Origin of the sequence: Haloactinospora alba (assembly GCF_006717075.1) — a bacterium.
Lineage (GTDB): Bacteria > Actinomycetota > Actinomycetes > Streptosporangiales > Streptosporangiaceae > Haloactinospora > Haloactinospora alba.
On record NZ_VFQC01000001.1, the window covers coordinates 82,359 to 108,296 of the forward strand.

At 69.8% G+C, this 25,938-nt stretch carries 29 protein-coding genes and 1 pseudogene; 20 read left to right on the forward strand and 10 right to left on the reverse strand.

Annotation, left to right across the window (positions count from 1 at the left end; all coding sequences use genetic code 11):
- Window positions 1–184: 184 nt before the first annotated feature.
- Together FHX37_RS24020 and FHX37_RS00395 are read right to left on the reverse strand one after the other, a co-directional pair.
- Window positions 185–265: pseudogene (locus tag FHX37_RS24020) on the reverse strand (helix-turn-helix domain-containing protein); the annotation flags it as partial.
- 18 nt (window positions 266–283) lie between these two features.
- Entirely contained in the window at window positions 284–430 is a 147-nt protein-coding gene (locus FHX37_RS00395) for a DUF4158 domain-containing protein (protein WP_141921494.1), read from the reverse strand.
- Window positions 431–864: 434 nt separating this feature from the next.
- On the opposite strand from FHX37_RS00395, the gene FHX37_RS00400 reads away from it, so the two are divergent.
- The 5 genes from FHX37_RS00400 to FHX37_RS00420 all read left to right on the forward strand — a co-directional run bounded on the left by FHX37_RS00400 (window position 865) and on the right by FHX37_RS00420 (window position 5,089).
- The gene (locus FHX37_RS00400; RefSeq protein WP_141921495.1) at window positions 865–1,560 is read left to right on the forward strand and encodes a type 1 glutamine amidotransferase domain-containing protein; all 696 of its coding nucleotides are present in this window, start codon (window positions 865–867) and stop codon (window positions 1,558–1,560) included.
- 4 nt (window positions 1,561–1,564) lie between these two features.
- On the forward strand, window positions 1,565–2,107 hold the full coding sequence (locus FHX37_RS00405) for a TetR/AcrR family transcriptional regulator (RefSeq protein WP_141921496.1): 543 nt from the start codon (window positions 1,565–1,567) through the stop codon (window positions 2,105–2,107).
- Between the two features lie 83 nt (window positions 2,108–2,190).
- Window positions 2,191–3,018 carry an aldo/keto reductase gene (locus FHX37_RS00410; RefSeq protein WP_141921497.1) on the forward strand — a complete coding sequence of 276 codons (828 nt, stop codon included), beginning with the start codon at window positions 2,191–2,193 and terminating at the stop codon, window positions 3,016–3,018.
- Window positions 3,019–3,324: 306 nt separating this feature from the next.
- Complete coding sequence (locus FHX37_RS00415; protein ID WP_141921498.1) at window positions 3,325–3,528, forward strand: cold-shock protein; 204 nt, start codon at window positions 3,325–3,327, stop codon at window positions 3,526–3,528.
- 376 nt (window positions 3,529–3,904) lie between these two features.
- Window positions 3,905–5,089 carry a hypothetical protein gene (locus tag FHX37_RS00420; protein ID WP_170181462.1) on the forward strand — a complete coding sequence of 395 codons (1,185 nt, stop codon included), beginning with the start codon at window positions 3,905–3,907 and terminating at the stop codon, window positions 5,087–5,089.
- 163 nt (window positions 5,090–5,252) lie between these two features.
- On the opposite strand, the gene FHX37_RS00425 is transcribed toward FHX37_RS00420, so the two are convergent.
- The 4 genes from FHX37_RS00425 to FHX37_RS00440 form a co-directional block, all read right to left on the reverse strand.
- Window positions 5,253–6,764: an MFS transporter gene (locus tag FHX37_RS00425; protein ID WP_141921500.1), complete on the reverse strand. Its 1,512-nt coding sequence runs from the start codon at window positions 6,762–6,764 to the stop codon at window positions 5,253–5,255.
- A 183-nt stretch (window positions 6,765–6,947) separates the two neighbouring features.
- Window positions 6,948–7,583 carry a class II aldolase/adducin family protein gene (locus tag FHX37_RS00430; protein WP_141921501.1) on the reverse strand — a complete coding sequence of 212 codons (636 nt, stop codon included), beginning with the start codon at window positions 7,581–7,583 and terminating at the stop codon, window positions 6,948–6,950.
- Between the two features lie 284 nt (window positions 7,584–7,867).
- Window positions 7,868–8,044: a DUF397 domain-containing protein gene (locus tag FHX37_RS00435; protein ID WP_141921502.1), complete on the reverse strand. Its 177-nt coding sequence runs from the start codon at window positions 8,042–8,044 to the stop codon at window positions 7,868–7,870.
- Window positions 8,037–8,846 carry a helix-turn-helix domain-containing protein gene (locus FHX37_RS00440; protein ID WP_141921503.1) on the reverse strand — a complete coding sequence of 270 codons (810 nt, stop codon included), beginning with the start codon at window positions 8,844–8,846 and terminating at the stop codon, window positions 8,037–8,039. The genes FHX37_RS00435 and FHX37_RS00440 overlap by 8 nt, the downstream gene beginning before the upstream one ends.
- A 471-nt stretch (window positions 8,847–9,317) precedes the next feature.
- On the opposite strand from FHX37_RS00440, the gene FHX37_RS22660 reads away from it, so the two are divergent.
- The 5 genes from FHX37_RS22660 to FHX37_RS00460 all read left to right on the forward strand — a co-directional run bounded on the left by FHX37_RS22660 (window position 9,318) and on the right by FHX37_RS00460 (window position 12,465).
- Window positions 9,318–9,458 (forward strand): hypothetical protein, encoded by a 141-nt coding sequence (locus tag FHX37_RS22660; protein WP_170181463.1) that lies wholly within the window; start codon window positions 9,318–9,320, stop codon window positions 9,456–9,458.
- A 61-nt stretch (window positions 9,459–9,519) separates the two neighbouring features.
- On the forward strand, window positions 9,520–9,726 hold the full coding sequence (locus FHX37_RS00445; protein ID WP_141921504.1) for a hypothetical protein: 207 nt from the start codon (window positions 9,520–9,522) through the stop codon (window positions 9,724–9,726).
- A gap of 315 nt (window positions 9,727–10,041) precedes the next feature.
- Window positions 10,042–11,337 (forward strand): MFS transporter, encoded by a 1,296-nt coding sequence (locus tag FHX37_RS00450; protein ID WP_141921505.1) that lies wholly within the window; start codon window positions 10,042–10,044, stop codon window positions 11,335–11,337.
- A 103-nt stretch (window positions 11,338–11,440) separates the two neighbouring features.
- Window positions 11,441–11,857 (forward strand): PPOX class F420-dependent oxidoreductase, encoded by a 417-nt coding sequence (locus FHX37_RS00455; RefSeq protein WP_141921506.1) that lies wholly within the window; start codon window positions 11,441–11,443, stop codon window positions 11,855–11,857.
- A gap of 98 nt (window positions 11,858–11,955) precedes the next feature.
- The gene (locus FHX37_RS00460) at window positions 11,956–12,465 is read left to right on the forward strand and encodes a TrmH family RNA methyltransferase (protein WP_211351712.1); all 510 of its coding nucleotides are present in this window, start codon (window positions 11,956–11,958) and stop codon (window positions 12,463–12,465) included.
- Window positions 12,466–12,527: 62 nt separating this feature from the next.
- Here the strand turns inward: FHX37_RS00460 and FHX37_RS00465 are convergent, their stop codons facing one another.
- On the reverse strand, window positions 12,528–12,803 hold the full coding sequence (locus tag FHX37_RS00465; protein WP_141921508.1) for a MarR family winged helix-turn-helix transcriptional regulator: 276 nt from the start codon (window positions 12,801–12,803) through the stop codon (window positions 12,528–12,530).
- A 38-nt stretch (window positions 12,804–12,841) separates the two neighbouring features.
- Here FHX37_RS00465 and FHX37_RS00470 point away from each other — a divergent pair, with 38 nt between their 5' ends.
- The 3 genes from FHX37_RS00470 (at window position 12,842) to FHX37_RS00480 (ending at window position 15,385) form a co-directional block, all read left to right on the forward strand.
- Window positions 12,842–13,750 carry an MFS transporter gene (locus FHX37_RS00470; protein WP_141921509.1) on the forward strand — a complete coding sequence of 303 codons (909 nt, stop codon included), beginning with the start codon at window positions 12,842–12,844 and terminating at the stop codon, window positions 13,748–13,750.
- Window positions 13,751–13,830: 80 nt separating this feature from the next.
- Complete coding sequence (locus tag FHX37_RS00475; RefSeq protein WP_141921510.1) at window positions 13,831–14,943, forward strand: winged helix DNA-binding domain-containing protein; 1,113 nt, start codon at window positions 13,831–13,833, stop codon at window positions 14,941–14,943.
- 82 nt (window positions 14,944–15,025) lie between these two features.
- The gene (locus FHX37_RS00480; protein ID WP_141921511.1) at window positions 15,026–15,385 is read left to right on the forward strand and encodes a DUF4190 domain-containing protein; all 360 of its coding nucleotides are present in this window, start codon (window positions 15,026–15,028) and stop codon (window positions 15,383–15,385) included.
- A 46-nt stretch (window positions 15,386–15,431) separates the two neighbouring features.
- Here FHX37_RS00480 and FHX37_RS00485 read toward each other — a convergent pair whose 3' ends face one another.
- Window positions 15,432–15,830: a hypothetical protein gene (locus FHX37_RS00485; RefSeq protein WP_141921512.1), complete on the reverse strand. Its 399-nt coding sequence runs from the start codon at window positions 15,828–15,830 to the stop codon at window positions 15,432–15,434.
- Window positions 15,831–16,306: 476 nt separating this feature from the next.
- Between FHX37_RS00485 and FHX37_RS00490 the strand changes: the two genes are divergently transcribed.
- The 5 genes from FHX37_RS00490 (at window position 16,307) to FHX37_RS00510 (ending at window position 20,617) form a co-directional block, all read left to right on the forward strand.
- Window positions 16,307–16,867 carry a histidine kinase gene (locus FHX37_RS00490; protein ID WP_246061958.1) on the forward strand — a complete coding sequence of 187 codons (561 nt, stop codon included), beginning with the start codon at window positions 16,307–16,309 and terminating at the stop codon, window positions 16,865–16,867.
- Between the two features lie 242 nt (window positions 16,868–17,109).
- A complete protein-coding gene (locus tag FHX37_RS00495) occupies window positions 17,110–17,904 on the forward strand; it encodes a DUF4097 family beta strand repeat-containing protein (protein WP_141921513.1) in 795 nt (264 codons plus the stop codon).
- A 93-nt stretch (window positions 17,905–17,997) separates the two neighbouring features.
- On the forward strand, window positions 17,998–18,966 hold the full coding sequence (locus tag FHX37_RS00500; RefSeq protein WP_141921514.1) for an ATP-binding cassette domain-containing protein: 969 nt from the start codon (window positions 17,998–18,000) through the stop codon (window positions 18,964–18,966).
- Window positions 18,963–19,754 (forward strand): ABC transporter permease, encoded by a 792-nt coding sequence (locus tag FHX37_RS00505; RefSeq protein ID WP_141921515.1) that lies wholly within the window; start codon window positions 18,963–18,965, stop codon window positions 19,752–19,754. Before FHX37_RS00500 ends, FHX37_RS00505 begins: the two co-directional genes overlap by 4 nt.
- Before the next feature lie 182 nt (window positions 19,755–19,936).
- Entirely contained in the window at window positions 19,937–20,617 is a 681-nt protein-coding gene (locus FHX37_RS00510) for a class I SAM-dependent methyltransferase (protein WP_141921516.1), read from the forward strand.
- Between the two features lie 183 nt (window positions 20,618–20,800).
- Here the strand turns inward: FHX37_RS00510 and FHX37_RS00515 are convergent, their stop codons facing one another.
- Both FHX37_RS00515 and FHX37_RS00520 read right to left on the reverse strand, forming a co-directional pair.
- Complete coding sequence (locus tag FHX37_RS00515; RefSeq protein WP_141921517.1) at window positions 20,801–21,835, reverse strand: zinc-dependent alcohol dehydrogenase family protein; 1,035 nt, start codon at window positions 21,833–21,835, stop codon at window positions 20,801–20,803.
- Window positions 21,836–22,115: 280 nt separating this feature from the next.
- Complete coding sequence (locus FHX37_RS00520) at window positions 22,116–22,505, reverse strand: hypothetical protein (RefSeq protein WP_141921518.1); 390 nt, start codon at window positions 22,503–22,505, stop codon at window positions 22,116–22,118.
- Between the two features lie 194 nt (window positions 22,506–22,699).
- Here FHX37_RS00520 and FHX37_RS00525 point away from each other — a divergent pair, with 194 nt between their 5' ends.
- Entirely contained in the window at window positions 22,700–23,380 is a 681-nt protein-coding gene (locus FHX37_RS00525) for a TetR/AcrR family transcriptional regulator (RefSeq protein ID WP_141921519.1), read from the forward strand.
- Window positions 23,381–23,436: 56 nt separating this feature from the next.
- Window positions 23,437–25,917, forward strand: coding sequence for an MMPL family transporter (locus tag FHX37_RS00530; RefSeq protein WP_141921520.1), 2,481 nt, complete (start codon window positions 23,437–23,439; stop codon window positions 25,915–25,917).
- Window positions 25,918–25,938 lie beyond the last annotated feature (21 nt).

Below are 25,938 nucleotides of genomic sequence, written 5' to 3' on the forward strand. Positions count from 1 at the left end.
AGTCCGGTCCAGGTTTTCCTCATGGCCAGGATTTATATTTCTGACATGCAGAGATAACGGCCCGAGGTTCTCGCTTCCTGGAAAAGTCCAGTTCCCGATATCGCTACCGCTGGCACCGATATCGGAGGCAGAGGGGACTGAGGAAGCTGAGTACAGAAATTAACGGTAGTACTCTCTGTGGCTGTTATTGCTCAGAGTCACCTTCTGACTTGCTGGGATACCGGTAGATGCTTGAGCGGGTGACGCCGAACTCGGCAGCGATCTGGGCTGATGTTGCTTCGGTTCAGTGGACAGGTGTCCGCTTGGCCGTACCCATGGCCCGCGCCTGACCGTCGAGGCGGAAGAACTGTTCCAGCTCGCCCACAGACATCTTGGCGGGAAAGCGAGCGTAGCGGGCGATCTGTGCGTCGGAGAGGAAATCATGTGGCATGGGCCGGAACGTAGGGCCACCGCACTCGCCCATCAGGGCAGTGTCACCAAACCGCAGCCAAGATCACGGCCTTAGGTCCTGTTTTTCGGACGCTTGTCCTGCTGCGCGCCGCCCCGGGACACCGCCCGGCGGCGTTCCCGCCGGTCGGCGGAGGATCCGCTCCGCCTCCTTCCTCGGAGGTCGTACCGGGGCGGCACCGGAGACGCCGCCCGCGACGAACAGCGCCCGAAAAACAGGACTTAGCGCCAATTTCTGTACTCAGCTTCCTCAGACCCCCACCCCGCGCACCGCGGCAGGCGGCGCAGCAGCTGGCGTCGGTCCGGGTAGTGGCCTAGTATTGGCCCTGTAACACAGTGACGAATTGCGAACATAATGTCAGTTCGTCAGCAGTCGGCCCGTTGCCCGACGGGCCCGCGAGGGGGGACAGTACGACTATGGCGACAATCCTGTTCGTCGTTACCGGCGCCGACCACTGGACGCTGGCCGACGGCACGCAGCACCCGACCGGCTTCTGGGCCGAGGAGCTGGTGGCGCCCTACCGGGCCTTCACCGGCGCCGGCCACGAGGTCACCTTCGCCACCCCCGGCGGCGTGGTACCGACCGTCGACCAGGGCAGCCTGGCGCCGGAGGTCAACGGGGGAGAGGACGGCGCCCGCGAGATGCGCCAGGCCCTGGACGGCATCAGCGAGCTGAACCGGCCGCTGAAGCTGGAGGAGGTCGCCGCGGCCGACTACGACGCGGTGTTCTACCCCGGTGGACACGGCCCGATGGAGGACCTGGCGGTCAACGCCGACTCGGCGCGCCTGCTCACCGCGGCCCTGAGGTCGGGCCGGCCGCTCGGGGTGGTGTGCCACGCGCCGGCCGCCCTGCTGGCCACCGAGGACGCCCCGGGCGGCTCGCCGTTCGCGGGCTACCGGCTGACCGGCTTCACCAACACCGAGGAGGCCCAGGCGGGGCTGGCGGACAGCGCCCCGTGGCTGTTGCAGGACCGCCTCGTCGCGCTGGGCGCGGAGTTCGTCGAGGGCGACCCGTGGGCGCCCAACGTGGTGGCCGACCGCAACCTCCACACCGGCCAGAACCCGTCCTCCTCGGGCCCGCTCGCGGCGAGGATGCTCGAGGAACTGGACTAACGACATGGAAGGCGACCGTCTCACCCAGATCCTGGAGGGCACCTACGAGTGTCTGGCCAGGTACGGAGTCCGGCGCACCACGATGGACGACATCGCCGGTGCCGTCGGGATCTCGCGGTCGGCCCTCTATCAGTACGTCAGCAACAAGGACGACGCCGTCCGCAGACTCGTCCGGTGCCTGCACGACCGGGCGCTGGAGCGGGCGCGGGCGGCGGCCGAGTCCGCGGATCCTCCCGTGCAGCGGGTGCGGGGCGTCCTGGACGCCAAGCTGGCCCTGTTCCTGGAGCTGAGCGGGGAGTCCCCGCACACGGGCGAACTGCTGGACGCCAAGACGCGCCTGTTCGGCGACATCTGCCGCGACTTCACCGCGGAACTGCGCGAGCTCCTCGCCGGGGTGTTCGCCGAGGCCGGGACGGCGGAGGTCGAACCCGGCGAGGCCGCCGACATCTGCCTCGCGCTGGTGATCGGACTGGAGTCGGTGTCCGAACCCGAGCGGCTGCTCGGCCCCGCCGCGGACGCGGTGGCCGCCGGCCTGCTGCGCGGGTGAGGCGCGGAACAGCGGCCCGGGCGGAGAGCCGCGGCGGGCACAGCCGGAAACGCAACAACACGAGAGAACGAGGAAGAGGCGGAATGCGCACTGTCACGCTCAACAACGGAGTCGAGATGCCGCAGCTGGGCTTCGGCGTCTGGCAGGTGCCGGACGAGGAGGCCCACTCGGCGGTGACCACCGCCCTGAAGTCGGGCTACCGCAGCATCGACACCGCCAGTATCTACAAGAACGAGACGGGAACCGGCCAGGCGCTGCGGGACTCCGGTATCGCCCGCGACGAGCTGTTCGTCACCACCAAGCTGTGGAACAGCGACCAGGGCTACGACGAGGCGCTGCGCGCGTTCGACGCGAGCCTGGAGCGGCTGGGGCTGGAGTACGTGGACCTGTACCTCATCCACTGGCCGATGCCGGGGTACGGCTGGTACGTGGACACGTGGAAGGCCCTGGAGCGCATCCACGCCGACGGGCGGGCCCGCGCCATCGGTGTGTCCAACTTCACCGAGGCGACCCTGGGGCGCCTGCTGGCCGAGGCCGAGGTGGTACCGGCGGTGAACCAGATCGAGCTGCATCCGCAGCTGGCGCAGTCGGGGATGCGCGCGGTCGGCGCCGAGCACGGCATCGCCACCGAGGCATGGAGTCCGCTGGGCCAGGGCAAGGGGCTCCTCCAGGAGCCGGTGCTGTCCGAGGTGGCCGGCAAGCACGGCAAGACGGCGGCGCAGGTGGTGCTGCGCTGGCACCTGCAGCTGGGCAACATCGCCATCCCCAAGTCGGTGACGCCGTCGCGGATCGAGGAGAACATCGACGTGTTCGACTTCTCCCTGGACTCCGAGGACATGGAACGCATCGCGACCCTGGACAGCGGTGAGCGTATCGGGGCCGACCCCGACACGATGAACTGGCTCGGCTGACCCTCCCCGAGGTCGGAGTGAGCGCCGGTGTGTGGAACGTGCCGTCCCGCATACCGGCGCTTTTCCCAGTGGTCTCGCTCCGTGCGGGAAATCGGGGGCTTCCCATGGTGGGCAACACGCGGCACAGAGGGTATTATGGGGAGCGATCGTGGTTTCTGTGTAGTTGTTTGACCGTAGTGTTTTGCCCTCGCGGAAGTCGACGCGGGCGGTTGCCTGGCCAGTGATGGTGAGGCGCGCCGCAGTTCGAGCGCGATCATGGGGGTCCGCGACCGCGGGCCCGACACCCATCACTCGTCAGGAGAAGACATGGTTCAGGGAACCGTGAAGTGGTTCAACAGCGACAAGGGTTTCGGCTTCATCAGCCGCGATGAGGGCGGCCCGGATGTGTTCGTGCACTACAGCAACATCGCGGGCAGTGGTTTCCGTAACCTCGAAGAGGACCAGCGCGTCGAGTTCTACGTGACTCAGAGCCCGAAGGGCCCGCAGGCCGAGGACGTGCAGGCGCTGTAACGGTCAACGACCGTTGACGGCGTGATGCCGTTGGTTTTCCGGGTGTGCCCCCGTTCCGGTGTTCCGGAGCGGGGGCACACCTGTGTCGGGAGGCGTTTGCGGAAACTCCGGCCCAATAGGCGCACCCGAGGGGTCCGCCCACCGTTCCGGGGCGTGTGCCCCGGCCTCGGGTCCCGGGTCTGAGCACTCGCCACGGGGCCGCGCCCGCGCCACCGAACGCCGCCGCCCGCGCAGCGGCCGTCCGTATGCGTGTCCCTCGGGATTGCTCGGATCGGCCCCACTGCCCGGTTCCCAGTGGGAGAATGCCTCCGAGCGCCGAACCTTGGGGCTTTTCGCTTCTACGAGACGGACGGATTCGCGGGAGATCGCAATGCGGATGGCCGGTACGGGACGAAGGGCACGGTTCGGCGCGTCGGTGCTGCTGGCCGTTCTGGCCGCCAGTACGGGATGCTCCTCCGGAAACAGTGAGGGAACGGATGGGGAGGAACCGCCGCGGTTGGATCCGGAGGCGGTGTACCTGTCCTGGCAGGTGCCCAAGGGCGGACTCCCGGACGGGGAACCGCTCGACATCGCCGACGACGCACGGTTGGTGGGGGCCACCGACGATGTGCGCCTCCACGGCGTGCGGAAAGTGCGGGAGATGTCGCAACCCGTGGAGGGCGAACCGCCTCCGGGGGAGGAGACGGTGTCGCCGGATACGACGATGCCCTCCGCTGGTGGGCGGGCCGCGCCCGAGCACGAACTGCTTCTGGCCAGGATCGAGACCGACGACAAGGGCGTGTACCCGAAACTCTTCGAGCCGACAAGGGAGCTGAACAAGAGGGAGTTGTTTCTTCGGGTCGGGGACGCCAAGCGCCCCTTGCCGGATGAGGCGTTCTCCTCCGGGCAGAAGACGGGCCCTGTTGTTCTCACGGCCAGTGTGCCGACCGGGAAACCCGTCGCGTTGGTCATGGAGAGTGAGGGCCGTGAGCAGAGCCTGGATCTCCGGACCGGAGAACGCGGAGAGGACGCGGTGCGGGAGTTCTACCGCGCGCCCCTGGTCGGGCCGCGGAAAGCGGTCACATGGCCGGTAGACGTGCGAGTGAAGCTGAGAGACTCCCCCGGTTACCCGCCACTCAGCGATCCCGTAACCGTCACTATGCCCTCGCTCCCGGAGGAAAAGAAGGGGGAGAAGGGCTACCGGGGCGCCGCCCGGGGATTCTGGCTGTCAGTGTACGCGCCGGAACACGACTGGGCTCCGGAGGGTAAGCGTTGGCTCCTTTTCGAGTCGCCCTCGGTCTCGGATTCCGGAAACGGCAGCGATTACAACTACTACGCGGATGAGGCCGCCACCTACACGGTCGAAGCCGACGGGAAAACCTACGAACCGCGCGAGAGCAAACACTCGATCGAGGCGGTGCTGGTTCCGGAGTCGTTCCGGTCCGGAACCCTGCGGATAACACCGCAGGGCAAGGCGCGTTTGGCCCCGGATGCTCTGAAACCACAGGAGGCGGAGGTCACCGAAACGATCGACGGTCCGGTGGACCGGTCAACAGTCCCCATCCGCATCAGTCGGCTGTAGGGGCGGGCTCGTATCCGCCCACCCCGCCGCGGTGGCGCACCGGCACCTCGCGGGCGGTGGTGTTCCCGGCGGAGGGCGCCAGCGGTATCCGCCCGTCCGACACCGCCTTTCGGCCGGACCGTCGCTGGATGTCCGCGCGCTGACCAGGAGCGTCCGCCTCCTGTCACCGGTCCGGGGCCTCAGCGTGGTCGCTCTCGATGGGCGGGCCGTCCACGGCGCAGTGGTGGTGGCGGTCCACCCCGCTCGCGGGGCAGGCGGCGGCGGTGTCCCCGTCGAGCCGGTTGCGCACCAGCAGCGCCGCCAGCACACCCCCGGCCGCGGTGGCGGCGGCGCAGACCGCCATCGCCGTGTGGAACCCGGCGGTGAACAGGGCCGGATCCCGGTAGGCCGCCCCGGAGATGCCCGAGACCAGCGGGAGCACCGCCACCGCGACCAGTCCCGCGCCGCGCGACAGCGCGTTGTTCACCGCCGAGGCGAGACCGCTGTGCCGCTCCGGCACCCCGGCCAGCACGGTCGCCGTCAACGGCGCCACGGTGGTCGCTAGCCCCGCGCCGAACACCAGCACCGCCGGCAGCACCGTGGTCAGGTAGGCGCCGCTGGGCCCGGTCCGCAGCAGGAGCAGCATCCCCGCCGACATGACCAGCGGCCCCACCGTCATCGGCCACCGGGGGCCGATGCGTTCCGCCAGGTGGCCGGCGCGCGCCGAGAACGCCAGCATCAGCGCGGTGATCGGCAGCAGCGCCGCCCCGGCGGCCAGTGCGGAGTAGCCGGCGACCCGCTGCAGGTACAGGACCAGCAGGAACATCATCCCCGCCAGTGCCGCGTACACCGCCAGTGTGACCACGTTCGCCGCCGTGAACTGGCGGTTGGAGAACAGCCACAGCGGCAGCATGGGGGAGCTGCTTCGGGCCTCCACGGCGACGAACACCGCCAGGGCGGCCACCCCCGCACCCGCGAGGCCGAGTTCGGCGGCGCCGAACCCCTGACCTCCCGCGCTGATCATCGACCAGGAGAGGCTGCCCAGTCCGGCCACCACCAGCAGGACACCGGCGGCGTCGAACTCGCGGGGCGCCCGCGGGTCCCGGGTCTCGGGAACGTGCCTGGCCGTGACCAGCAGTACCACGGCCACCAGGGGAAGGTTCGTGAAGAAGATCCACCGCCAGGACAGCACGTCGATCAGCCACCCGCCCAGCAGCGGCCCGAGCGCGGAGGCGATCCCGGACAGCCCCGACCACGCTCCGATCGCCCGTGCCCGGTCCCGACGGACGAAGCTCGCCTGCAGGATCGCCAGGCTCCCCGGGGTGAGCAGCGCCCCGCCGACGCCCTGCAACCCGCGCGCGAACGCGAGCACCTCCCCGGTCGGCGCCAGCCCGCACAGCAGCGAGGCCACCGCGAACCACACCACCCCGATCTGGAACACGCGGCGGCGCCCGAACCGGTCGGCGAGCGACCCTCCCAACGGGATGAGCGCCGCCAGCGCCAGGGTGTAGGCGTTCAGCACCCACTGCAGCCCGGCGACACCGGTGCCGAGGTCCGCGCTGATGGAGGGCAGGGCGACGTTGACGGTGGAGGCGTCCAGGAACGCCAGACCCGATCCCACCACCGTTGCCAGCAGCACCCACCGGGCCCGGGGCGTTCCCCACACGATCTCGTCGGCTGCTGGTTCGGGACGCATCGGTCGGCCTTTCGCCAGGGGCGGCCACCCGCCGGCGGCGGGACTGTCTCCGGGGACGCGAGTGTGCGGCGCCGCATCCCCGCCCGATTCTGCCGCCGGAACGGCGCGCTATCCCGCAGCGCCATGCGGGGAAACCGGTGAGGGGCCGTGCTCTCCGTTGCCCGCCGTTTCCCTGCGGCTGCGTCACGGGTGGTGCAGCCGCGCCGAGGCGTCGGCCGGGAACTGCGTCGTGGTGTCGCCGAGGGTGAGGGCGCGGAACGTCGCGGCCGCGGCCTCCTCCAGGTTCGTCGCCCGGCGGAACGCCATTCCCACGTCGGGGCCCAGCGCCGAACACCCGTGGTGGGCCAGCACCACGCAGTTGTGACGGCGCGCCTCGGCGGCGGCGGTGTCGGCGAGTTCGTCCGAACCGTTGGGGTAGTAGCCGGTGCGGCCGATCGAGGTCACGTAGGCGGCGTGGTCCAGAGTGAACAGCCGGATGGGGTAGCCGAGCGCGTCCACGAGGACCGCGTGCTGCGGGTGCAGGTGGACGACAGCGTTGACGTCGTCGCGCTCCCGGTAGGTGCGCTGGTGCAGTTTCCACTCGCTGGACGGTCTGGGGGAGTCGCCGAGGACCTCGCCGGTCAGGTCCATGGTGGCGAAGTCGGAGGGGGACAGCTGGTCGAACCACACCCCGGAGGCGGTGACGAGGAACGTGTCCGATCCGGGGAGCCGCGCCGAGAGGTTACCGCCGCTGGCGAGCACGTAGCCCTGCTGGGCGGCTGTCCGTCCGACGTGGACGAGTTGTTCCACCAGCTCCTGCTTGGTCTCCGCCGCCCGCATGGCGCATCCGTCCCTTCCCGTTCGCGGTGCCCGGTCCTGGTGCCGATCCTGCCGCACGTCGGCCGGGCGGCGTCGCCCAGGTCCGTGTTCTGTGGACGTCGGCCGCACGGTCCATCCCGGCCGCCAGCCCTGAGGGACACCGGCGGCGCGGAGGATGGGACGCACCGGGCTGGCGGGGCCGTAGCCGTTCCGGAGCCGCCCGGCACGAGAACAGCCCTCCGGCCGCGCTCGGAGGGCTGAGTGTCTAGCTGTCCCGTGGTCGGGGGCGCCACGGAGAGGGAGGGTTACAGGCGGTCGGCGCGCACGTCGGCGAGGAACGCCTTCCACTCGGACGCGGAGAACGACAGGTGCCCGTCCCGCCGATTCCGGGTGTCGCGGACATCAGCTCCAGCCACGTGTTCCCGCACCTCGACACAGTCGTTGGTGCCACCGCTGTATGCCGACTTGTGCCACTCACTCATTCTCTAAGTTCCCCATCTCCTCATGTACTGCCTTGATGGATTCGTCTGGGTCCAAGGCGATTCCCTGCAAGGCTGCGAACAACATGCGGCGTCGAGTAACGGCGGCCGAACTCGTCAGGACCCGCCCCTGTTCCGCGTCCTCGACGTAGGCGACATCGGGAGTATCACGCATCATGAGCACGCGGAACGCCCCGGCGTTGCCCGGGTGTCTGGGGTGGTCCGCTGGAACGACCTGGACCGTGATGCGTTCCTGCTTGGCTAGTTCCGCGATGTAAGCCAGTTGCTCCTGTGTCGTCTCAGATCCGCCATACCTCCGGCCCAGCAGTGTTGCGTCCAACGCCAGCCACAGCATAGGTCGGGGGGTGTCTGCCATGTTTTGGGCCCGTGCGACGCGCTCCTTCGTGTGGGTATCCAGTTCCTCGCGGGAGAGCCACGGGGCGGCTGCCCGGATAACGGCGCGTGCGTAGCCCTCTGTTTGTAGATAACTCGGGAACGCCAGTGCCTGATATTCGTATACGGCATCGGCTTCCTGGATCGCTGTGGCGATCTCGTCAAGCCAGGCAGGACGTCCATCACCGGTCAGATCTTCCCAGAGGCGTTCTAGCCGTCCGAATCCGATGTATTCGTCCAAGCTCTTACGGAGAGATGCTGAAGGTGCTCCTTTGCCTCGTTCCACATCGGATATCTGGGACTTGCTGCTCTGAGTTCGGTTGGCCAGAGCCGTTTGCGTGAGACCAGCCTCGTGGCGGAGCCGTTGGACCTCGCGTCCGTAGCGAATGAGCGTGCGCTTGTTTGAAGTCATGGAATTATCACATCAACTTTGCATGTGCCATACATGCTATTCCGAAAAATTCCGGGCCTTCCGGAGTGAGTCCGGGATGGGAATGAGGCACTTCACAGGCGCGATTCCGGAAGGGATGCTTAGAACTTAGGAACAAGCCCGGATTCGTTCTTCCTTCGCCGGGCGAAAGCTCCGGGTGCGGGAATGGCTAGCTACCGACCGCGCCCGGAGAGTCAGAAAAGCCCCCGCGAGTGCATCACCACTCCGGAGGCGTGGCCACCGACTGGAACGGAGTCGATGACAGTGTCCGATTCTATGCGTGCCCTGGTGTCCCTGGGGACGCTGCTCGTCCTGACGGTCGTTGCCCTCGTGGCACCGAGCCGGAACCGCACATCACCGCCGGTACGGGTACCCGAACCCTCGGCAGTTCCTCACCGAACGTGGAACCACGGTCAGAGTGGGCCGCCGAACCTGGCACCAGCTCCACGCTCGGTGTCTGGGAACCCGATTCCCGAGCCCGAACCCCCCACCTACGGCGACGGGTTGGACGACCTCCGCGCGGAGCTGTCCCCGCTGGTGCGCAGGTGGCTGGCCCAGCGCGAGCAGACGAGCACGGCGGGGGTGGAACGATGACCGCACGCGAACCACTGCAGGGCCCCGAGCTGCTGGCCGTGGGTTGGCGGGGGTGGTGGGAGTGAGCCTCACCCCGCGCGAGCACCGCGAGCTGTGTGAGCTAGCCGACCTGCTCATCCAGTCCACCGAGGGAGACGCGTTGTGGCCCAGCCGGATACGTGAGACCAGCCTAGAACTGCGCTCACTCCTGGACACCTACCGCACCACCGAAAACCACGACACTGGGGAGAATCCCGAGACGCTGATCCCGCCCCACCACGACCACTAACCCCACCCACACCACCCAGGTCCCGCACCCGGCCACCCTTCCCCGGGTGCGGGACCCGCCGCTCTCCTCGGGACCGGAGAGAAGCACGTGCGCGCTACGCACGACACGTGGCTAGCGCTGATCCCGGCGGGATGGAGGGCCTCGCGGCGCGGTGGAGCGGCTGTAAGTGTTCCGAAAGAAGGGCTGGCTAGGGTCCCCGCGAACGTTCCCCGGCCGTGTCCCTGTTCTGCCCGGCGCTCCTTGTGGATTGCCCCTGTGGCGTCGGGACAACCAACCGCCTCCTCCTCTCACCCCCGAACGCGAGAGGGGTCTCCCATGGCCAGTGAACCTCCGGATCGGAACGGCTCCGGAACCACCGGAGCTACCAGGTTGGGTGGGACCTTCACCCGGTTCTGGACCGGCAGTCTGTCCAGCAATCTCGCCGACGGCATCATGCTGACAGCGCTGCCCATGGTGGCGGCGATGCTCACCAACGATCCCCTGCTGGTGTCGGGGTTGACGGTGGCCCGGTTCCTCCCGTGGCTCCTGGTGGGACTGTTCGTCGGAGTGGTCGTGGATCGCCTTGACCGGGCGCGGGTCATGGTCGTGGGAAACGCGTTGCGGTGCATGGCTCTCGTGGCCCTGGCCGTGGCGGTGGCGAGCGGGAGCGCGAGCGTCTGGGTGCTGTACGCCGTGATGTTCACGGTGATGCTCTGCGAGGTGTTCTACGACGTCTCTGTTCGGGCGATGCTGCCGGACGTGGTCCCCACCGGCGCGCTAGATCGGGCCAACGCCCGCATGGTGGGCGGAAGAACCGTCACCGAGGACTTCGCCGGAGCGCCGCTGGCCGGTTTCCTGTTCGCCGTCACCGCCGCGGTCCCGCTGGCGGTGAACGCGGGCGCCTACCTGCTGAGCGCGCTCGTCCTGTTGGGTCTGCCCCTGGCCGTTCGCCGCCCGCGGCGGGACGAGCACGCGGCCATGGGGGAGGGCGGCGTGGTGGGTTCGGCCGCCGCTGAGATGGGCGAGGGGCTGCGGTTCGTGTGGGGTGACCGTCCGCTGCTCTCCCTGGTTCTGTTCCTCGCCTTCGCGAACATGGCCCTCATGGCCCAGACGAGTGTCATCGTGCTCCTGGTCCGGGACCACTTCGGGGTTCCCGAGTCCCTCTACGGCGTGTTCATGTCCTCCTCCGCGGTGGGAGGAGTGCTCGGTGCGGTGGTGGTGGGAAGGATCGTGAGGGTTCTGGGCCGGTTCCGCACGGAGGTTTTGTCCTTCGGGGTGATGGCCGGGATGTGCGTGGTATTCGGACTCTCCCCGAACGCCGTGACGGCGTCCCTGGCCTGGGGGGCGATCGCGTTCGCCATTACCGTTGCCAACGTTGTCGGCATCGGTGTGTCCCAGCTGGTGGTGCCCGGTTCCCTCCTGGGGCGTGTGGCGTCGTGCATGAAGATGATCAGTACCGGTACCTCGCCGCTGGGTGCCGTCCTCGGAGGTTTCCTGGGACGGGTGGACCTGCGGCTGCCGTCCCTGGCGGCGGGAGGGATGGTGGTACTCGGCCTGCTTCTGGCCGCCCCGTGGCTGCGCAGCCTCGTGGAGCGCGCGGACGAGGCGGAGCGGGCGGGAGCAGTGGAGTAGGCGCGTTCGTCGGTCGCAGCCGGCAGGGAGCCGGCCATTTACCTCAAGCGGACTTGAGGTTGTAGGTTCGGCGCATCACCAGCGACCAGGAAAGGAATCGGCCGTGTTCACCAGTGCCGAACGCCGGTACCTGCGCAGCCAGTTCCTGGGTCGGCTCGCCACGGTCGGTCCGGACGGGACTCCCCAGGTGCGTCCGCTCGGGTTCCGGTGCAACGACGACGGGACCATCGACCTCGGTGGGCCGTGGGTCGCCCGTACCCAGCGGTACCGCAACGTGCGGGAGAACCCCGGCGTTGGGTTCGTCGTGGACGATCTGACTCCGGACGAGGCCGGGGCGATCAGACCCGGGATGGGGCGCGGTGTCGAGATCCGGGGCACCGCCGAGACCCTCAGTGTGGACGACCCGCCCGGCCAGCCGGGGTGGAGAAGCAGCGACATCATCCGCATCCACCCGAAGCGGATACTCAGCTGGCACATCGATCCGGACAACCCGGACGGGTACTCCCGGAACGTGGCCTGAGCACCCGGTCCGCCACGCCAGCGCTCGGCGCCGGTGTGGCGGACCGGACATCCCCCGCGTTAGCCCCGGTCGTCTCGCTTGCCTAGGATGTGGCCGTTGTGAGCACTCTTCAGCAACACAGCATCGTGGCGATCGCGCACAACCTGCGGTCGGTACACAACGTCGGTGCGCTGCTACGCACCAGTGAGGTCTTCGCCCTGGAGAAGGTGTACGTCACCGGGTTCAGCCCGTATCCCACCTATCCCGGCGACGACCGCAGCGCCAAGCTGCAGGCCCAGCAGACGCGCCGGATGGCCAAGGCCGCCGCCGGGGCGGAGCAGACGATGCCCTTCGAGCGGCACGAGGACGTGTGCGCGCTGTTGGACGCGCTGCGTGAGGAGGGCTACGCGATAGCCGGTCTGGAGATCGACCCGGAGGCGACCGAGCTCGCCGAGTACGCACCGCGGGAGAAGGTGGCGCTGCTGCTGGGTGACGAGGTCGCCGGCATCGACTCCGCCCTGCGGGAGCGGTGCGACCTGCTGCTGCAGATCCCCACCTTCGGCAAGAAGGAGACGCTGAACGTCAGCGTGGCCGCCGGCATCGCCCTCTACACCCTGCGGACGGCGTGATCCCACCCCGGTCCGCCCTGTGTGCCGCAGCGCAGCCGGTCACAGGACCGGCGGTGTTACCGCTACCTCCGGTGTGACTCCTCGGTGTGCAGGGCCTGGTCGAGCGCGTGGAGCGCTCCGGACGCGGCCCTGAGGGCGGCGACCTGATCGTCGCTGAGCCGGGCCATCGCGGACTGGATGGTGCCGGACCACACGGTGTTGATGGACTCCTTCGCGGCCAGTGACTTCTCGGTCGGAAGCAGCCGGGTCACCCGCCGGTCGGTCGGGCTGCTCCCGCGGGTGAGGAGACCGCGTTCGGCCAGACTGCGCACGGCCGCGCTGAGGTTGCTCTGCTCCATCCCCAGCTGCCTGGCCAGTTCGCTGACCGTGACGCCCGGTGACGGGCGGCGCGATCATCGCGAACGTCGGGTGGCGCCCGGTGTTCGGTGCCCTGGCGGCACTGGCCCTGGTCATGTTCCTCGGCGTTCTGGCCTGTGTCCGGGAGACACTCCCGGAGCCCGAGCGCACCCGGGGCGGCGTCAGCGCGACCGTTGCCGGGGCCCGGCAGGCGCTGGCCAACCGCGACTACCTCGGCTACCTGCTCACCTTCTGCTTCGCGTTCGCCGCGGTGTTCGCCTACATCTCCGCCTCGCCGTACGTGGTGCAGAACGTGATGGGGATGTCAGCCGGCACCCACACGATGATCTTCGGTCTCAACGCCCTGGTCATCCTGGTTACCAGCAGCGTGGCCGCGGCGCTGGCGGGACGCGTCGCCTACCGCGCCATGATCGCCGCGGGACCCACGGTGGCCGTGCTGGCCAGCGTGGTACTGCTGGCGCTCATCGTCAGCGGGGTCCCCACCGTTCCGGTGCTCGTCCTGTTCGCCGTGTTCCAGGGGTCGCTGGGGTTCGTCTTCGCCAACGCCACCACGCTGGCGCTGGAGGAGACCGGCGCGAACGCCGGAACCGGGTCGGGGTTCCTGGGGTTCCTGCAGTTCGCCCTCGCCGCCGTGATCTCGCCACTGGTCGGTATCGGCGGCGAGGACACGGCCGTGCCGATGGGATTGGCCATGGTCATCTCGATCGTCCTCGCCGTGCTCGCCGTCGGCACCCTCCCCCGGAGGAACACACCCCACGGCGGCACCACCGCCCCCGCCGGCAACCCGCCGCTGTCGAGTGAGCCGGCAGCTGACCCAGCCCCGGTCCACGGCTCCACTGCGTGTAAGGGGAGGAGCGGGTACCCGGCGGTCTCCCGTCCCCCCGCCGCCCCACGGGAGCGTTTCGCCGTCGCCTGCCGTCCGCCGTGAGCGGGGGTGTTGCGTCGGTGCTTGCGGTGTGGTCCGCTCAACCTGACCACGAGTCGGCTCGCCCCGGTTGAGGAGTGAACGTGCGGGTTGGTTGGGACCAGGTGTTCGCGTGGAGGCTGCGGCGACAGTTCGCACAGCCTCCGGGTGACGCGGGGGTGGAGGAGGTCGTCAGCCGGCTGGGCGGTGTGCAGGCACAGGTCGCCTCCTCCGCCGAACTGGCGGTGGGACTGCGGCAGCGCGCCCCGGAGCCCGGGGCGGTGGCACGCGGGCTCGCCGACGGGACCCTGGTCAGGACGTGGGCGATGCGGGGCACACTGCACCTGCTGCACGCGGCCGAGGCGGCGTCCTTCCTCTCCCTGCTGGCCGCGGGCCGGACGTGGGAGAAACCGGCATGGCAGCGCAGCTTCGGAGCCTCCCCGGCGGAGGTGGCGGCACTGGCCGAGGCCGTTTCCGGGCTGCTGGACGTCCGGGTCCTCACCAGGGAGGAGCTGGTGGCCGAACTCGCCGCGGACCCGCGGTTCGCCGCCATGGAGCAGCAGCTGCGTTCCGGGTGGGCGGCCCTGCTGAAACCACTCGCCTGGCAGGGGGTGCTGTGCCACGGCCCCAGCCAGGGCACAAGGGTGACGTTCACCCGGCCGGAGACGATGGTTCCCGGCTGGCGGGGCCTTCCCGAACCGGAGGAGGCCGCCGCCGTGGCGATCCCGGCCTACCTGGGCGCGCACGGGCCGGCGACACCGGAGGTGTTCGACGCCTGGCTGTCCCGCAACAGCCTGCGCAAGTCCACACCGCGGGCGTGGTTCGCGGAACTGGGAGACAGGCTGGTCACCGTGGACGTGGAAGGGTGGCAGGCCCGGATGCTGGCCGAACACGCCGAGGAACTCGCGCGCACCGAGCCGACCACGTCGGTGCGGCTGTTGGGTGGCTTCGACCAGTACGTACTCGGTCCCGGAACCGGGGACACCCGGCTGCTGCCGGCCGAACACCGTTCCCGGGTGAGCAGGGCGGGAGGATGGATATCACCGGTGGTCGTCATCGCCGGCCGGGTCGCCGGCGTGTGGGAGCTGGAGAACGACCGGATCGAGGTGTCACTTTTCCCCGGTGTCGAACAACCCCCGCGCGAGGCGCTGGAGGCCGAGGCCGACCACGTCGCCCGGGCACGCGGCCAGGGAGAGCTGACCGTGCGGGTGTCGTGACCCGCCCGCCCCTTCCCGTCCGTGGCGTGGCCGACGCTTCGGGACACACCGTGAACACCCTCCGGCCGAACCAGGAGTTCCCGTGGCGCGTACCGGCCCTCCGGCACCTTCTCCCGCACCGGCCGCGCCCCGACGGATGAGCGGACTGGCCCTCGCCTCCCTCGCTTTGGGGCTCGGCAACCTCGCCTGTCTGTTCCTCCTGTGGGTTCCCTCGGTGGTGGGGCTCGTGCTCGGCGTTCTCGGAATACGCCACACCACTGGGGACAGCGGCCGCGACGGGCGCGGCATGGCTGTGACCGGAACCGTGCTGAACGGGGTGTTCGCCGTGCTCGCGCCGTTCCTTCTCGCCCCTGTGCTTTCACCGACGGACACACGGTTCGGGATCGAGCTCCCCACCGACTGCCACAGTGCCGAAGCGGAAGTACTGCGTTGCGACACCTGAGAGCGCGGTCGCCCTGGACCCTCCATGTCCGTGTTCCGGAGGCGGGTCACGAGCCGAGGTCGTGGCGCCGCTTCATCCGGTCCACCGAACTCATGGGGTCCACGAAGGTCGCCGAATCGTCCCCGCGCGTCACCGTGACGGAGAGATCCTCCGGGTGGGTCGGCTCCGAGAAGCCGCAACCGATCTCCATGGTCTGTCCAAGGGTTCCCGTGCCGCCTTCGAGCCCGCTCGGAAAATCCCCTTCCCCGGTCTCGTCCCCCGCGAGAACCACACGGCTCTCCTTCCCGTTGGAACAACGGACTTCCGGGTACGTGCCCTCCACCATCCTGTTCGCGTTGTTGACTATTCCGAGAGTGAAGCTGTACTCCCGAGACGCCCCGTTCTTCTCGTTGTCCATCCGCACCGAGGTGACCGTGTAGGAAACCGCCTCCTCAGGTTCGGACATCCACTCTCTTCGGACGTCAAGGAACTCACCGAACCGCAGCTCTTCGCCCCGCTCCGCGCGCGCCTCCGGACCCGGACCGTCACGTTCCCCCGCCGCCGGCCAGAAGGCCAAGGCCGCTGAACCCCCCACCAGGAGAAGGCAGGCGGAGCCGCACGCGAAACCAGCAGCGAAATCCCTGATGGCGAACCCGCCCCCTCGACGCGGACCGAACCCCGAGAACCGTTCCGTGTCATATTACGAAGGGGCCGGCCGGGTCATGAGCGTCACCCTTCGGAACCGTGTGTGCTTACCGCGGGCGTGTCCGGGGGATTTCGACCCCAGTTGAAACCACTGGGGTGTCCTGCCCGTTCCCGCCGGCCGATCATGGGTGGTCCCGGCGCCGCCTCGCGGCCGGACACACCGGGTGGAGCGAGAGTGGTGTCGGAACGAGCCGAATGCGGCTTGACGTGACATCACTAAGGCGTCATAGTGAAGTCATGGATTTGATGCCGTATGTCGACAGTCTCCGACGCCAGCTCGTGACCGCCGCCGAGGCCGGAAGCGAGGAAACCCGGGAGACCGCCGAACGGCTGGCGACAGCACTGGAGCCGGCCACGCGGATGGTCCTGCTGGACGCGCTCTCCGCCGCCGCGGACGAGATCACCCGCGACGTCGCCCCGGGGTCGGTCGAGGTGCGACTGCGTGGCGGACAGACTGACTTCATCGTGACATCGCCACCAACCGATGAACCGTCCGAGGGCACCGACGAGAACGGGTTCGAGACATCACAGCGCCGTCCTGATGACGTCGCGGCTGATGTCCATCCTCCGGCGGGGGCGGTCCCACCGGAGGCCGAGGAGGGAGGAACGTCCCGGATCACCCTGCGCCTGCCCGACCATCTCAAGCCGCGCGTTGAGGAGGCGGCCCGCGGCGAGGGGCTCTCGGTCAACGCCTGGCTGGTGCGCGCCCTGGCCTCCGCGCTCGACTCCGACACCCGCCAGTCCGGCCGCCGCGCGAGCCGCCGGGTCGGACGCGGCTACACCGGCTGGGTCCGCTAGGTCCTGTTTTTGGGCGCTGTTCGTCGCGAGCGGCGTCTCCGGTGCCGCCCGGCAAGGCCGAGGAGGGAGGCGGAGCGGACCCTCCGTCGACCGACGAGAACGCCGCCGGGCGGTGTGCCGGGGCGGCGCGCAGCAGGACAAGCGTCCGAAAGACAGGACCTAACCGGACCTGACCGCGACACCACTCCAACACGTCTCCCACCAGCGGAGACGCCCACAAGTGCCCTGACAGGGAGACAGCTATGCCAACTTTCGACACTCCCGAACCGGTCACCGCCGAGATCGACCTGGTCGCCGGCGCCGTCCGGATCAACGCCGACGACCGCGCCGACACGACCGTCGAGGTCCACCCCCGCGACCCCGCAAAGGAGGCCGACGTGCGGGCCGCGGAACAGACCCGGGTCGAGTACGCCGGCGGCCGGCTTCTGGTGAAGGAACCCGACAGCGCGGGACTGGGATGGCTGCTGCGCAAGGGCAGAGCCGACGTGACCGTCGACCTCCCGGCGGGATCGCGGGTCCACGCCAGCGCCGACCACGCCAACATCCGGTGCGAGGGCCGTCTGGGCGCCTCCACACTCGCCTCCTCCAGCGGGAACATCACCCTGGACAGAGCCGCCGGGAACACCGAACTCACCTCGGCGCACGGCTGGGTCCGCGCCGAGGAGATCGACGGGAGCGCCACGGTGAAGACCACCACGGGCGCCATCACCCTCGGCACGGTGACCGGCGCTCTGCGGACGAACTCCGCGCACGGTGCCACCACGGTCGAGCACGCCCTGGCCTCCGTCACGGCCAGGACCGCCCACGGCAGCGTCCGGATCGGCGAGGTGGTCCGCGGCAGCGTGGACCTCGACACCTCCTACGGGGAACTGGAGATCGGCATCCGCGAGGGGACCGCCGCCTGGCTGGACGTGAACTCCAGACACGGCAGCGTACACAGCTCCCTGAACGCGGCCGAGGACCCCGGCCCCGCGGAGGAGACCGTCGAGGTGCGTGCCCGCAACGTCCACGGCGACGTCGTGGTCCGCCGCGCCTGACCCGGCCCTCCGCGCTGACGACCCCGCCATGCCCGACCGGGTCCCACCTCTCGGAGGGCCACCGACCACGGCGAACGAGAAACGAGGCAGGACATGACACCACAACCTTCCCGGACGGCCGTCACGGCCACCGGGCTGCGCAAGTCCTTCGGCGACCACGTCGTGTTGGACGGCATCGACCTGGACATCCCCGCCGGGAGTGTCTTCTCGCTCCTGGGCCCCAACGGTGCCGGCAAGACCACCATGGTGCGGATACTGTCCACACTGGTCAGCGCCGACAGCGGCCGGGCGCGCATCCTCGGCCACGACCTGGACGAGAACCCCGACGCGGTACGCGCCGCGATCGGCGCCACCGGCCAGTACTCGGCGGTGGACAACCTCCTCACCGGGGAGGAGAACCTGCGGTTGATGGCCAACCTGCACCACCTGGACCGCGGCAGCGCCCGACGGCGCACCGCCGAGCTGCTGGAACGGTTCGACCTGACCGACGCGGCCGGGAAGGCGGTCGCGACCTACTCCGGAGGCATGCGCCGCCGGCTCGACCTCGCGATGACCCTGGTCGGCGACCCCCGCCTCATCTTCCTGGACGAACCGACCACCGGACTGGACCCGCGCAGCCGCCGCGACATGTGGGAGACCGTCCGCGGTCTCGCCGCCAGCGGGGTCACCATCCTCCTCACCACGCAGTACCTGGAGGAGGCCGACCAGCTCGCCGACCGGATCGCGGTCCTCGACCACGGCAGGATCGTCGCCGAGGGAACGGCCGCGGAGCTGAAACGCCGCATACCCGGCGGTCACATCCGCCTGTCGTTCGCCGAGGCCGGCGAGCTGGACTCGGCGGCCCGCGTCCTCGGAGGGTCGCGTGACGACGACGCGCTGGCGCTCCAGGTTCCCAGCGACGGCGGGGTCGACGCGCTGCGGACACTCCTCGACCGCCTCGACACCGAGGCGATCAGAGCCGAGGAGCTGTCGGTGCACACCCCCGACCTCGACGACGTCTTCCTCGCCCTCACCGGAAACCCCAGCACGGACGACAACGAGCGGAAAGCGACCCAACGATGAGCACTCTCGTCCACGCCGCCAGCGACTCGGCCACGATGGTGGGTCGCCAGATGCGGCACATGCTGCGCTACCCGTCCATGACACTGCTGCTCGCCGGCATGCCGATCGTCTTCCTGCTGCTGTTCGTGTACGTCTTCGGCGGCACCATGGGAGCCGGACTGGGGGGCGCGTCCGGCGGCCGCGCCGAGTACCTCGACTACATCGCTCCCGGCGTCATGCTGATGACGGTGGCCGCCGTGGCTCAGGGGACGGCCATCTCGGTCGCCACGGACATGACCGGAGGCATCGTCGCCCGGTTCCGCACCATGGCCATCGCCCGCGTCTCGGTGCTGACCGGGCACGTCGTCGGGAGCCTCGTCCAGACACTGCTCATCCTCGCGCTCGTCACCGGGGTGGCGCTGCTCATCGGGTTCCGGCCGAACGCCGGCGCGGGCGAGTGGATCGCGGCCGTGGGCCTGCTGTCGCTGGCCGCCCTCGCCCTCACCTGGCTGTCGGTCGCGCTCGGCCTGGTGTCCACGAGCGTCGAGACCGCCAGTAACCTTCCCATGCCCCTGGTGTTCCTGCCCTTCATCGGCAGCGGTTTCGTCCCCACCGAGACGATGCCGGCCGGGCTGCGGTGGTTCGCCGAGTACCAGCCCTTCACCCCCATCATCGAAACCCTGCGCGGGTTGCTGACGGGCGCCGAGGTCCACGACAGCGCGGTGCTCGCGCTCGCGTGGTGCGCCGGCATAACCCTGGCCGCCTACCTCTGGGCGAAGAGACTGTACAACCGCGACCCTGCGGGGTAGCCGTACGCGGCTCCCGCCGGTTGCCGCCCCGCCGCGCGGGGCGGAGACAACCAGGACTGTGCCCGGGGTCCCGTCCGCGGATCCCCGGGCACAGCGCGCGTCCCGGGACCACGCCAGCCCTCCGGGGCGGCGTGTGGTGACCGGCTCCGGCCGCTGCCGCACCCCTGTAGGATTCCCTGACCATGAGCGAGCCCGAGCACGTGCGCGCGACCCGCGAGTCCTACGACGCCGTCGCCGCCGAGTACGCCGACCTCTTCCGCACCGAGCTGCGGGAGATGGTCTTCGGCAGGGCGTTCCTGGGCGCCTTCGCCGAACTGGTGGAAACCGCGGGCGGCGGCCCCGTGGCCGATGTCGGGTGCGGCCCCGGTCGGGTCACCGCGCACCTGTGCGCGCTGGGGGTGGACGCCTTCGGCGTCGACCTGTCACCGGAGATGGTGGCCCTGGCCCGCCGGGAGCACCCGGACGTGCGCTACGAGACGGGGCGGTTGGAGGCCCTGGACCTGGACGACGGGGTTCTGGGTGGTCTGGTCTCCTGGTTCTCCTTCATCCACACCCCGCCGTCGGAACTCGCCGGTGTGCTGGCCGAGTTCGACCGGGTCCTGGCTCCGGGCGGGGTGCTGGTGCTGGCCTTCCAGGTGGGTGGGGAACCGAAGCACGTGGGCGAGGCGTTCGGGCGCGACCTGGACCTGGACTACCAGCGGTGGCTGCCCGACCAGCTGGCCGAGCGGGTGGAGGCGGCCGGTTTCGCGACGGAGGCGAGGCTGGTGAGCGAGCCCCGCCCCGGCCAACCGCTGCCGCTGGGACACCTGATGGCGCGCAAACCCGGCGGCGGGGAAGCGGTCGGGCAGGCCGAACGCGGCTGACCGCCCCCGCCCGGCGCCCTGGCGGACAGGACCGCCGGTCCCCGCTGTCTCCTGCCCGGAGAACGGGGGAAGCGGGGACCGGGCGATGTACCGGTTCGGGGTGACCGCGGGCGACGGGCGGTCCCGACGATGCCCCTGACCGGCGGAGGTGCAGCGACCACACCCCGCCGCGCCGGAACGCGTTCAGGGGCGGACGAGCACCTTCAGCGCCTCGCGGTCGGCCATGGCGCGGTAGCCGTCCGGAACCCCGGACAGGTCCACGGTGTGGTCGAACACCCGCCCCGGCTCGATCCTGCCCTCCAGAACGTCGGGCAGGAGCTCCTCGATGTAGGCGCGGGCCGGCGCCACCCCGCCGGTCAGGGTGATGTTGCGCAGGAACGCGGACCCGTCCATGGGCGCCTCCTCGTACTGGGGCGCGCCGACCCGGCTGACCACGCCGCCGTCGCGCGCCATACCGAGCGAGGTCTCCAGGGACTGCCTGGTACCCACGCACTCCAGCACCGTGTGCGTGCCGTTCCCGCCGGTCAGCTCCCGCACCCGTTCGACACCCTCCGCGCCGCGCTCGGCGACCACGTCGGAGGCACCGAACTCGCGTCCCAGGTCGGTGCGGTCCTTGTGCCGTCCCATGAGGATGATCCGTTCGGCGCCGAGACGCCGGGCCGCCAGCACCGCCGACAGTCCCACCGCGCCGTCGCCGACCACGGTGACCGTGGTGCGGGGGCCGACCCCGGCGGTGACCGCGCAGTGGTGGCCGGTGGGGAAGACATCGGACAGGGTGAGCAGCGACGGCAGGAGCGCGGAGTCCTGGCCGACGGGCAGTTTCACCAGCGTGCCCTGCGCGTGCGGTACCCGCACCGCCTCGCCCTGGCCGCCGTCCACACCCTCGGTGCCCCAGAACCCGCCGTGCCGGCAGGAGGTGTGCAGCCCCTCGGTGCAGAACTCGCAGGTGTTGTCGGACCACACGAACGGTGCCACGACGAGGTCGCCCGCCGTCAGTGTGGACACGTCCGAACCGGTGTCCTCCACCACACCGAGGAACTCGTGTCCGATGCGTTGCCCCTCCTCGGAGGAGGGCTGTGAACCGTAGGGCCACAGGTCGCTGCCGCAGATGCACGAACGCAGCACGCGCACCACGGCGTCGGTCGGTTCGCGCAGTACCGGGTCGGGCACGTCCTCCACCCGAATGTCCCCGGCACCGTAGATCAAGGTCGCTCGCATGCGCCCCTTCTCCGATCGTGACTACTCGTCGTTCCAGGGCGGGGAACACCCCCGCCCCCTACCCAGGAAACCGCGCGTTCGCGTCGCTGCGGGAGGATGCGCCGGTCTGGGCACTGTGGCATTCCCAACGCGATGGGAAGGCGCGGTTCTTCCCGCCGTGGACAGCGGGGGAGGGGTAGGGAGGTGCTCCCTCTCTGGCATCCCCGGGGTCACGCCGGAGCTTCCGGAGTGCTGGCGGGTACCACCGCGACCGGACCGGCGGACAGTCGCAAGCGCGGTCTCAGGGGCGACGGCACCGCCACGACGCCAGGAGCAGGGCCACGGTGATCGGCCCCGACCACCACAGCTGGTGCCAGAAAGCCGGACCCGGCTGGCTCCAGACGGTGGTGCCCACCGCTATCCCAGCCAACAGCCCCACGTAGACCCTGTGCAGCGGCGACAGGAGGCGCGGCGCCCCGCCGATTCCGCGGCGGCCCGCGAGATCACCGGCCAGCAGCAGCCCGCCCACGGTCCAGACCACCAGGAACATGCGGTGGGTCCTCGGGTCGGGAACCGCGGCGTCCCGGAACCAGGCGCCCAGGGCCAGCGCCCCCAGGGCCAGCGCGGCCGCCGCGGCGAGGACAGGGGCGTTGGCGGCGGTGCCGTGCTCGTTTTCGGCGCGGGGGTCCATAGCTTTCCTCCGTTCCCGCGCGAGGGGGCGGTAAGCAGCGACCGGCCGGTGTCCGGGGCCACGCCGCCCGGCTCTCCTCCGGTGCGACCGGGAGCATCTCGGCACCGTTCGCAGCAGCGCGTGTCATGTCACTGTGACAGGTTGCACCCAGTGCATCGTTGCACTCAGTGCATCCGTGTTTCTAGGTTGGCGGTATGGACAACGCCAACCCTTCGCCTTCCGACCGGCGTGAGGCGCTGAAGGAACGCCACCAGCGCGCCATCGTCGACGCGGCGAAAGCGCTGATGGCCGAGATCTCGGGGACGAACTTCACCGTGGACCAGCTCGCGGAGCGCGCGGACGTCTCCCGGCGGACGGTCTTCAACCACTTCGGGACGATGGACGACGTTGTCCTCGAGGCGTTCAGCGGGATGCTCGGGGCGGTCGTCGACGACATCGACGCCAACCTCTCGTCCCAGGGCGTCGAACAGCGCGGTGCCACGTCGGTGTTCGACCAGCTCACCGAGGCCATGCGCGCCACCGACCTGGTGAGTCCGATCGTCGAGCTCACCCGGATCTTCGACGAGATCAGAGACAAGGGCGCCCCCGCCACCCCGCGGCAGGCCGTCCTGTTCGAACGCGCGATGCGGGACCTCGGGAACCGGATCTCCGCGACCGTGCTGCGTCACCACCCCAGTGCCGACCCGTTCGAGGTGGAGGTGATGTGCGCCGCCCTCGTGAGCGGGGCACTGGTGGTCCACCGGCGCTGGGACGAGGCCACCGGCGGGGTCGACACACCGGAGTCCCGCCGGATGTGGGACGACCTCCTGGATCACCTGATCACGGCCACCCGCAACGGGTTCGGCACCCTCACCGGCGGCAGCGGCACGTCCTGAGCACCCGTTTCCCCGACCCACCTTCCCTTACCTCCACACCCATCTTGTAGGAACCCATGGCCGAACTGCTCTACAGACTCGGACGCGCCTGCGCGCGCCGTGCCCGGACCGTCATAACGGTGTGGCTGGCTCTGCTCGTCACCGCCGGTGTGGCGTTCACCCTGTTCTCGGGCAACCTCCAGGACAGCTTCTCGATCCCCGACACTCCGACCAAGCAGGTCAACGATGAGGTGTCGGAAAAGTTCTCGGACATGGGAGGCGGGACCGGAACGGTCGTCTACCGGACCGAGGACGGTTCCTCCTTCTCCGAGAAGCAGCGGGAGGGGATCAGCGACCGCGTCGAGGAGGCGGCCGACCTCTCCGGTGTAGCCGACGTCGTCGACCCGTTCGCCACCGAGTCGGAACGCGCCGATCAGGCGGAGAAGCTCGACGAGGGCCGTACGGAGGTCGAGAACGGCCGGGAGAAACTCGAGGAGAGCCAGGACGAGCTCGACCAGGCCCGGGAACAGGCCGAGGCCGCCGGGAGACTCGACCAGATGGAGGACGAGCTCGACACCAAACAGGCCCGGATCGACGAGCAGCGCGAGGAGCTGGAGGAACAGAGCCAGCAGCTCGACCGGGGCGCGTCCCTGCAGGAGATGGCCTCCGACATCCGCTCGGTCTCCGAGGACGGCAGCACCGCGCTCGTCAACGTCTCCTTCACCGAGGAGCGGGAGGAGGTCTCGCAGGGAACCAGGGACGCCGTGATGGCGGCGTTCGAGGACGACCCCGTAACCGGGACCACCGTCGACTTCGACAGCAACATCGCCATGAGCATCCCCAGCCTCGTCAGTACGACCGAGGTGATCGGGGTGATCGTCGCGGCCGTCGTGCTGATGGTCATGCTGGGCACCCTGGTGGGCGCCGGGCTGCCGATCCTGACGGCCCTGGTCGGCGTCGGCATCGCCACGATGACCGCGATGTCCCTGTCCGGCCTGGTCCAGATGGCGTCGGTGACACCGATCCTCGGCCTCATGCTCGGGCTGGCCGTCGGGATCGACTACGCGCTGTTCCTCGTCAACCGGCATCGCCGCCAGCTCAAACAGGGCATCGGCGTCGGTGAGTCCGTCGGTCTGGCCACCGGAACCGCGGGCAACGCCGTGGTCTTCGCGGGCATGACCGTGCTGATCGCGCTTTTGGGCCTGAACCTGACCGGGATCGGGTTCCTCGGTCTCATGGGAACCATCGGCTCCCTCGCCATCGCGACCGCCGTGCTGGTCGCGGTGACGCTCATCCCGGCCCTGCTCTCGCTGGTCGGGACACGCATCCTGACACGCCGGGAGCGCGACCGGCTGGCCGCGGCGGACGACGCCGCGCGCACCGGCGAGGAGGACGCGGACACCGGACGCGGGACGCGTCGGATGTCGACGGGCTGGGCCCTCGTCCGCGTCGCCGCAGCCGTCCTCGCCCTGGGCGTTGTCGCCCTGCCCGCTCTCGACCTGCGCCTGGGCATGCCGGACGGCTCCTCCGAGCCCGCCGACTCGACCCAGAACCGCGCCTATGAGGCCGTGGCCGACGAGTTCGGGGAGGGGCAGAACGGCACGCTCCTGGTGGCCGCGGACGTGCCCAACCCCCCGAACGACGGGCAGACGGTGGAGGACCACCAGCTGGAGGTCGCCGAGGAGATCCACGACCTGGACGACGTGACGGCGGTGGCCCCCGTCGGGATCTCCAACGACGAGACCCTGGCCGTCTTCCAGGTCATGCCCGAGGAAGGGCCCTCGAGCGAGTCGACCGAGGACCTCGTGCACACCCTCCGCGGCATGGAGCCCATCGACGATGCCGGCGAACTCGGTGTCGCGGGAGCGGCCAGCGGCAACATCGACATCTCCGAGAAGCTCAGCGACGCGCTGCCGACCTACCTCGCGGTGGTCGTGGGACTGTCCCTGGTCATCCTGCTGCTGGTCTTCCGGTCGATCCTCGTTCCGGCCGTCGCGACGGTCGGCTTCATCCTGTCCTTCTTCGCAGCGCTGGGCAGCGTGGTGGCCATCTACCAGTGGGGATGGCTCGGCGGCCTGCTCGGGGTGCAGAACCCGGGGCCGGTGCTGAGCTTCCTGCCCACGCTCCTGGTGGGGATCCTGTTCGGCCTGGCCATGGACTACATGCTGTTCATCGGTTCGGGCATGCGCGAGGCCTACGTGCACGGGCGTCCCGCACGGACCGCCGTCGTGGAGGGCTTTCGGGCCGGCCGGGCGGTGGTCACGGCCGCGGCGATCATCATGATCTCGGTGTTCGGCGGGTTCGTCTTCTCCGACACCATGATGATCAGCTCGATCGGTTTCGCCCTCGCGACCGGTGTGCTGCTCGACGCGTTCGTGGTCCGCATGACGCTCATCCCCGCGCTCATGCACCTGGCCGGCGACAAGGCATGGTGGCTGCCCCGGTGGCTCGACCGGATCCTGCCCGACATCGACGTGGAGGGCACGCGTCTGGAGCGTCATCACGCAGGGGAACGGGAGCAGGACCCGACCCGGCAGCCGGCGGAGTCCGGCTCGTGACGAGCGGCACTCGCCCCCGGG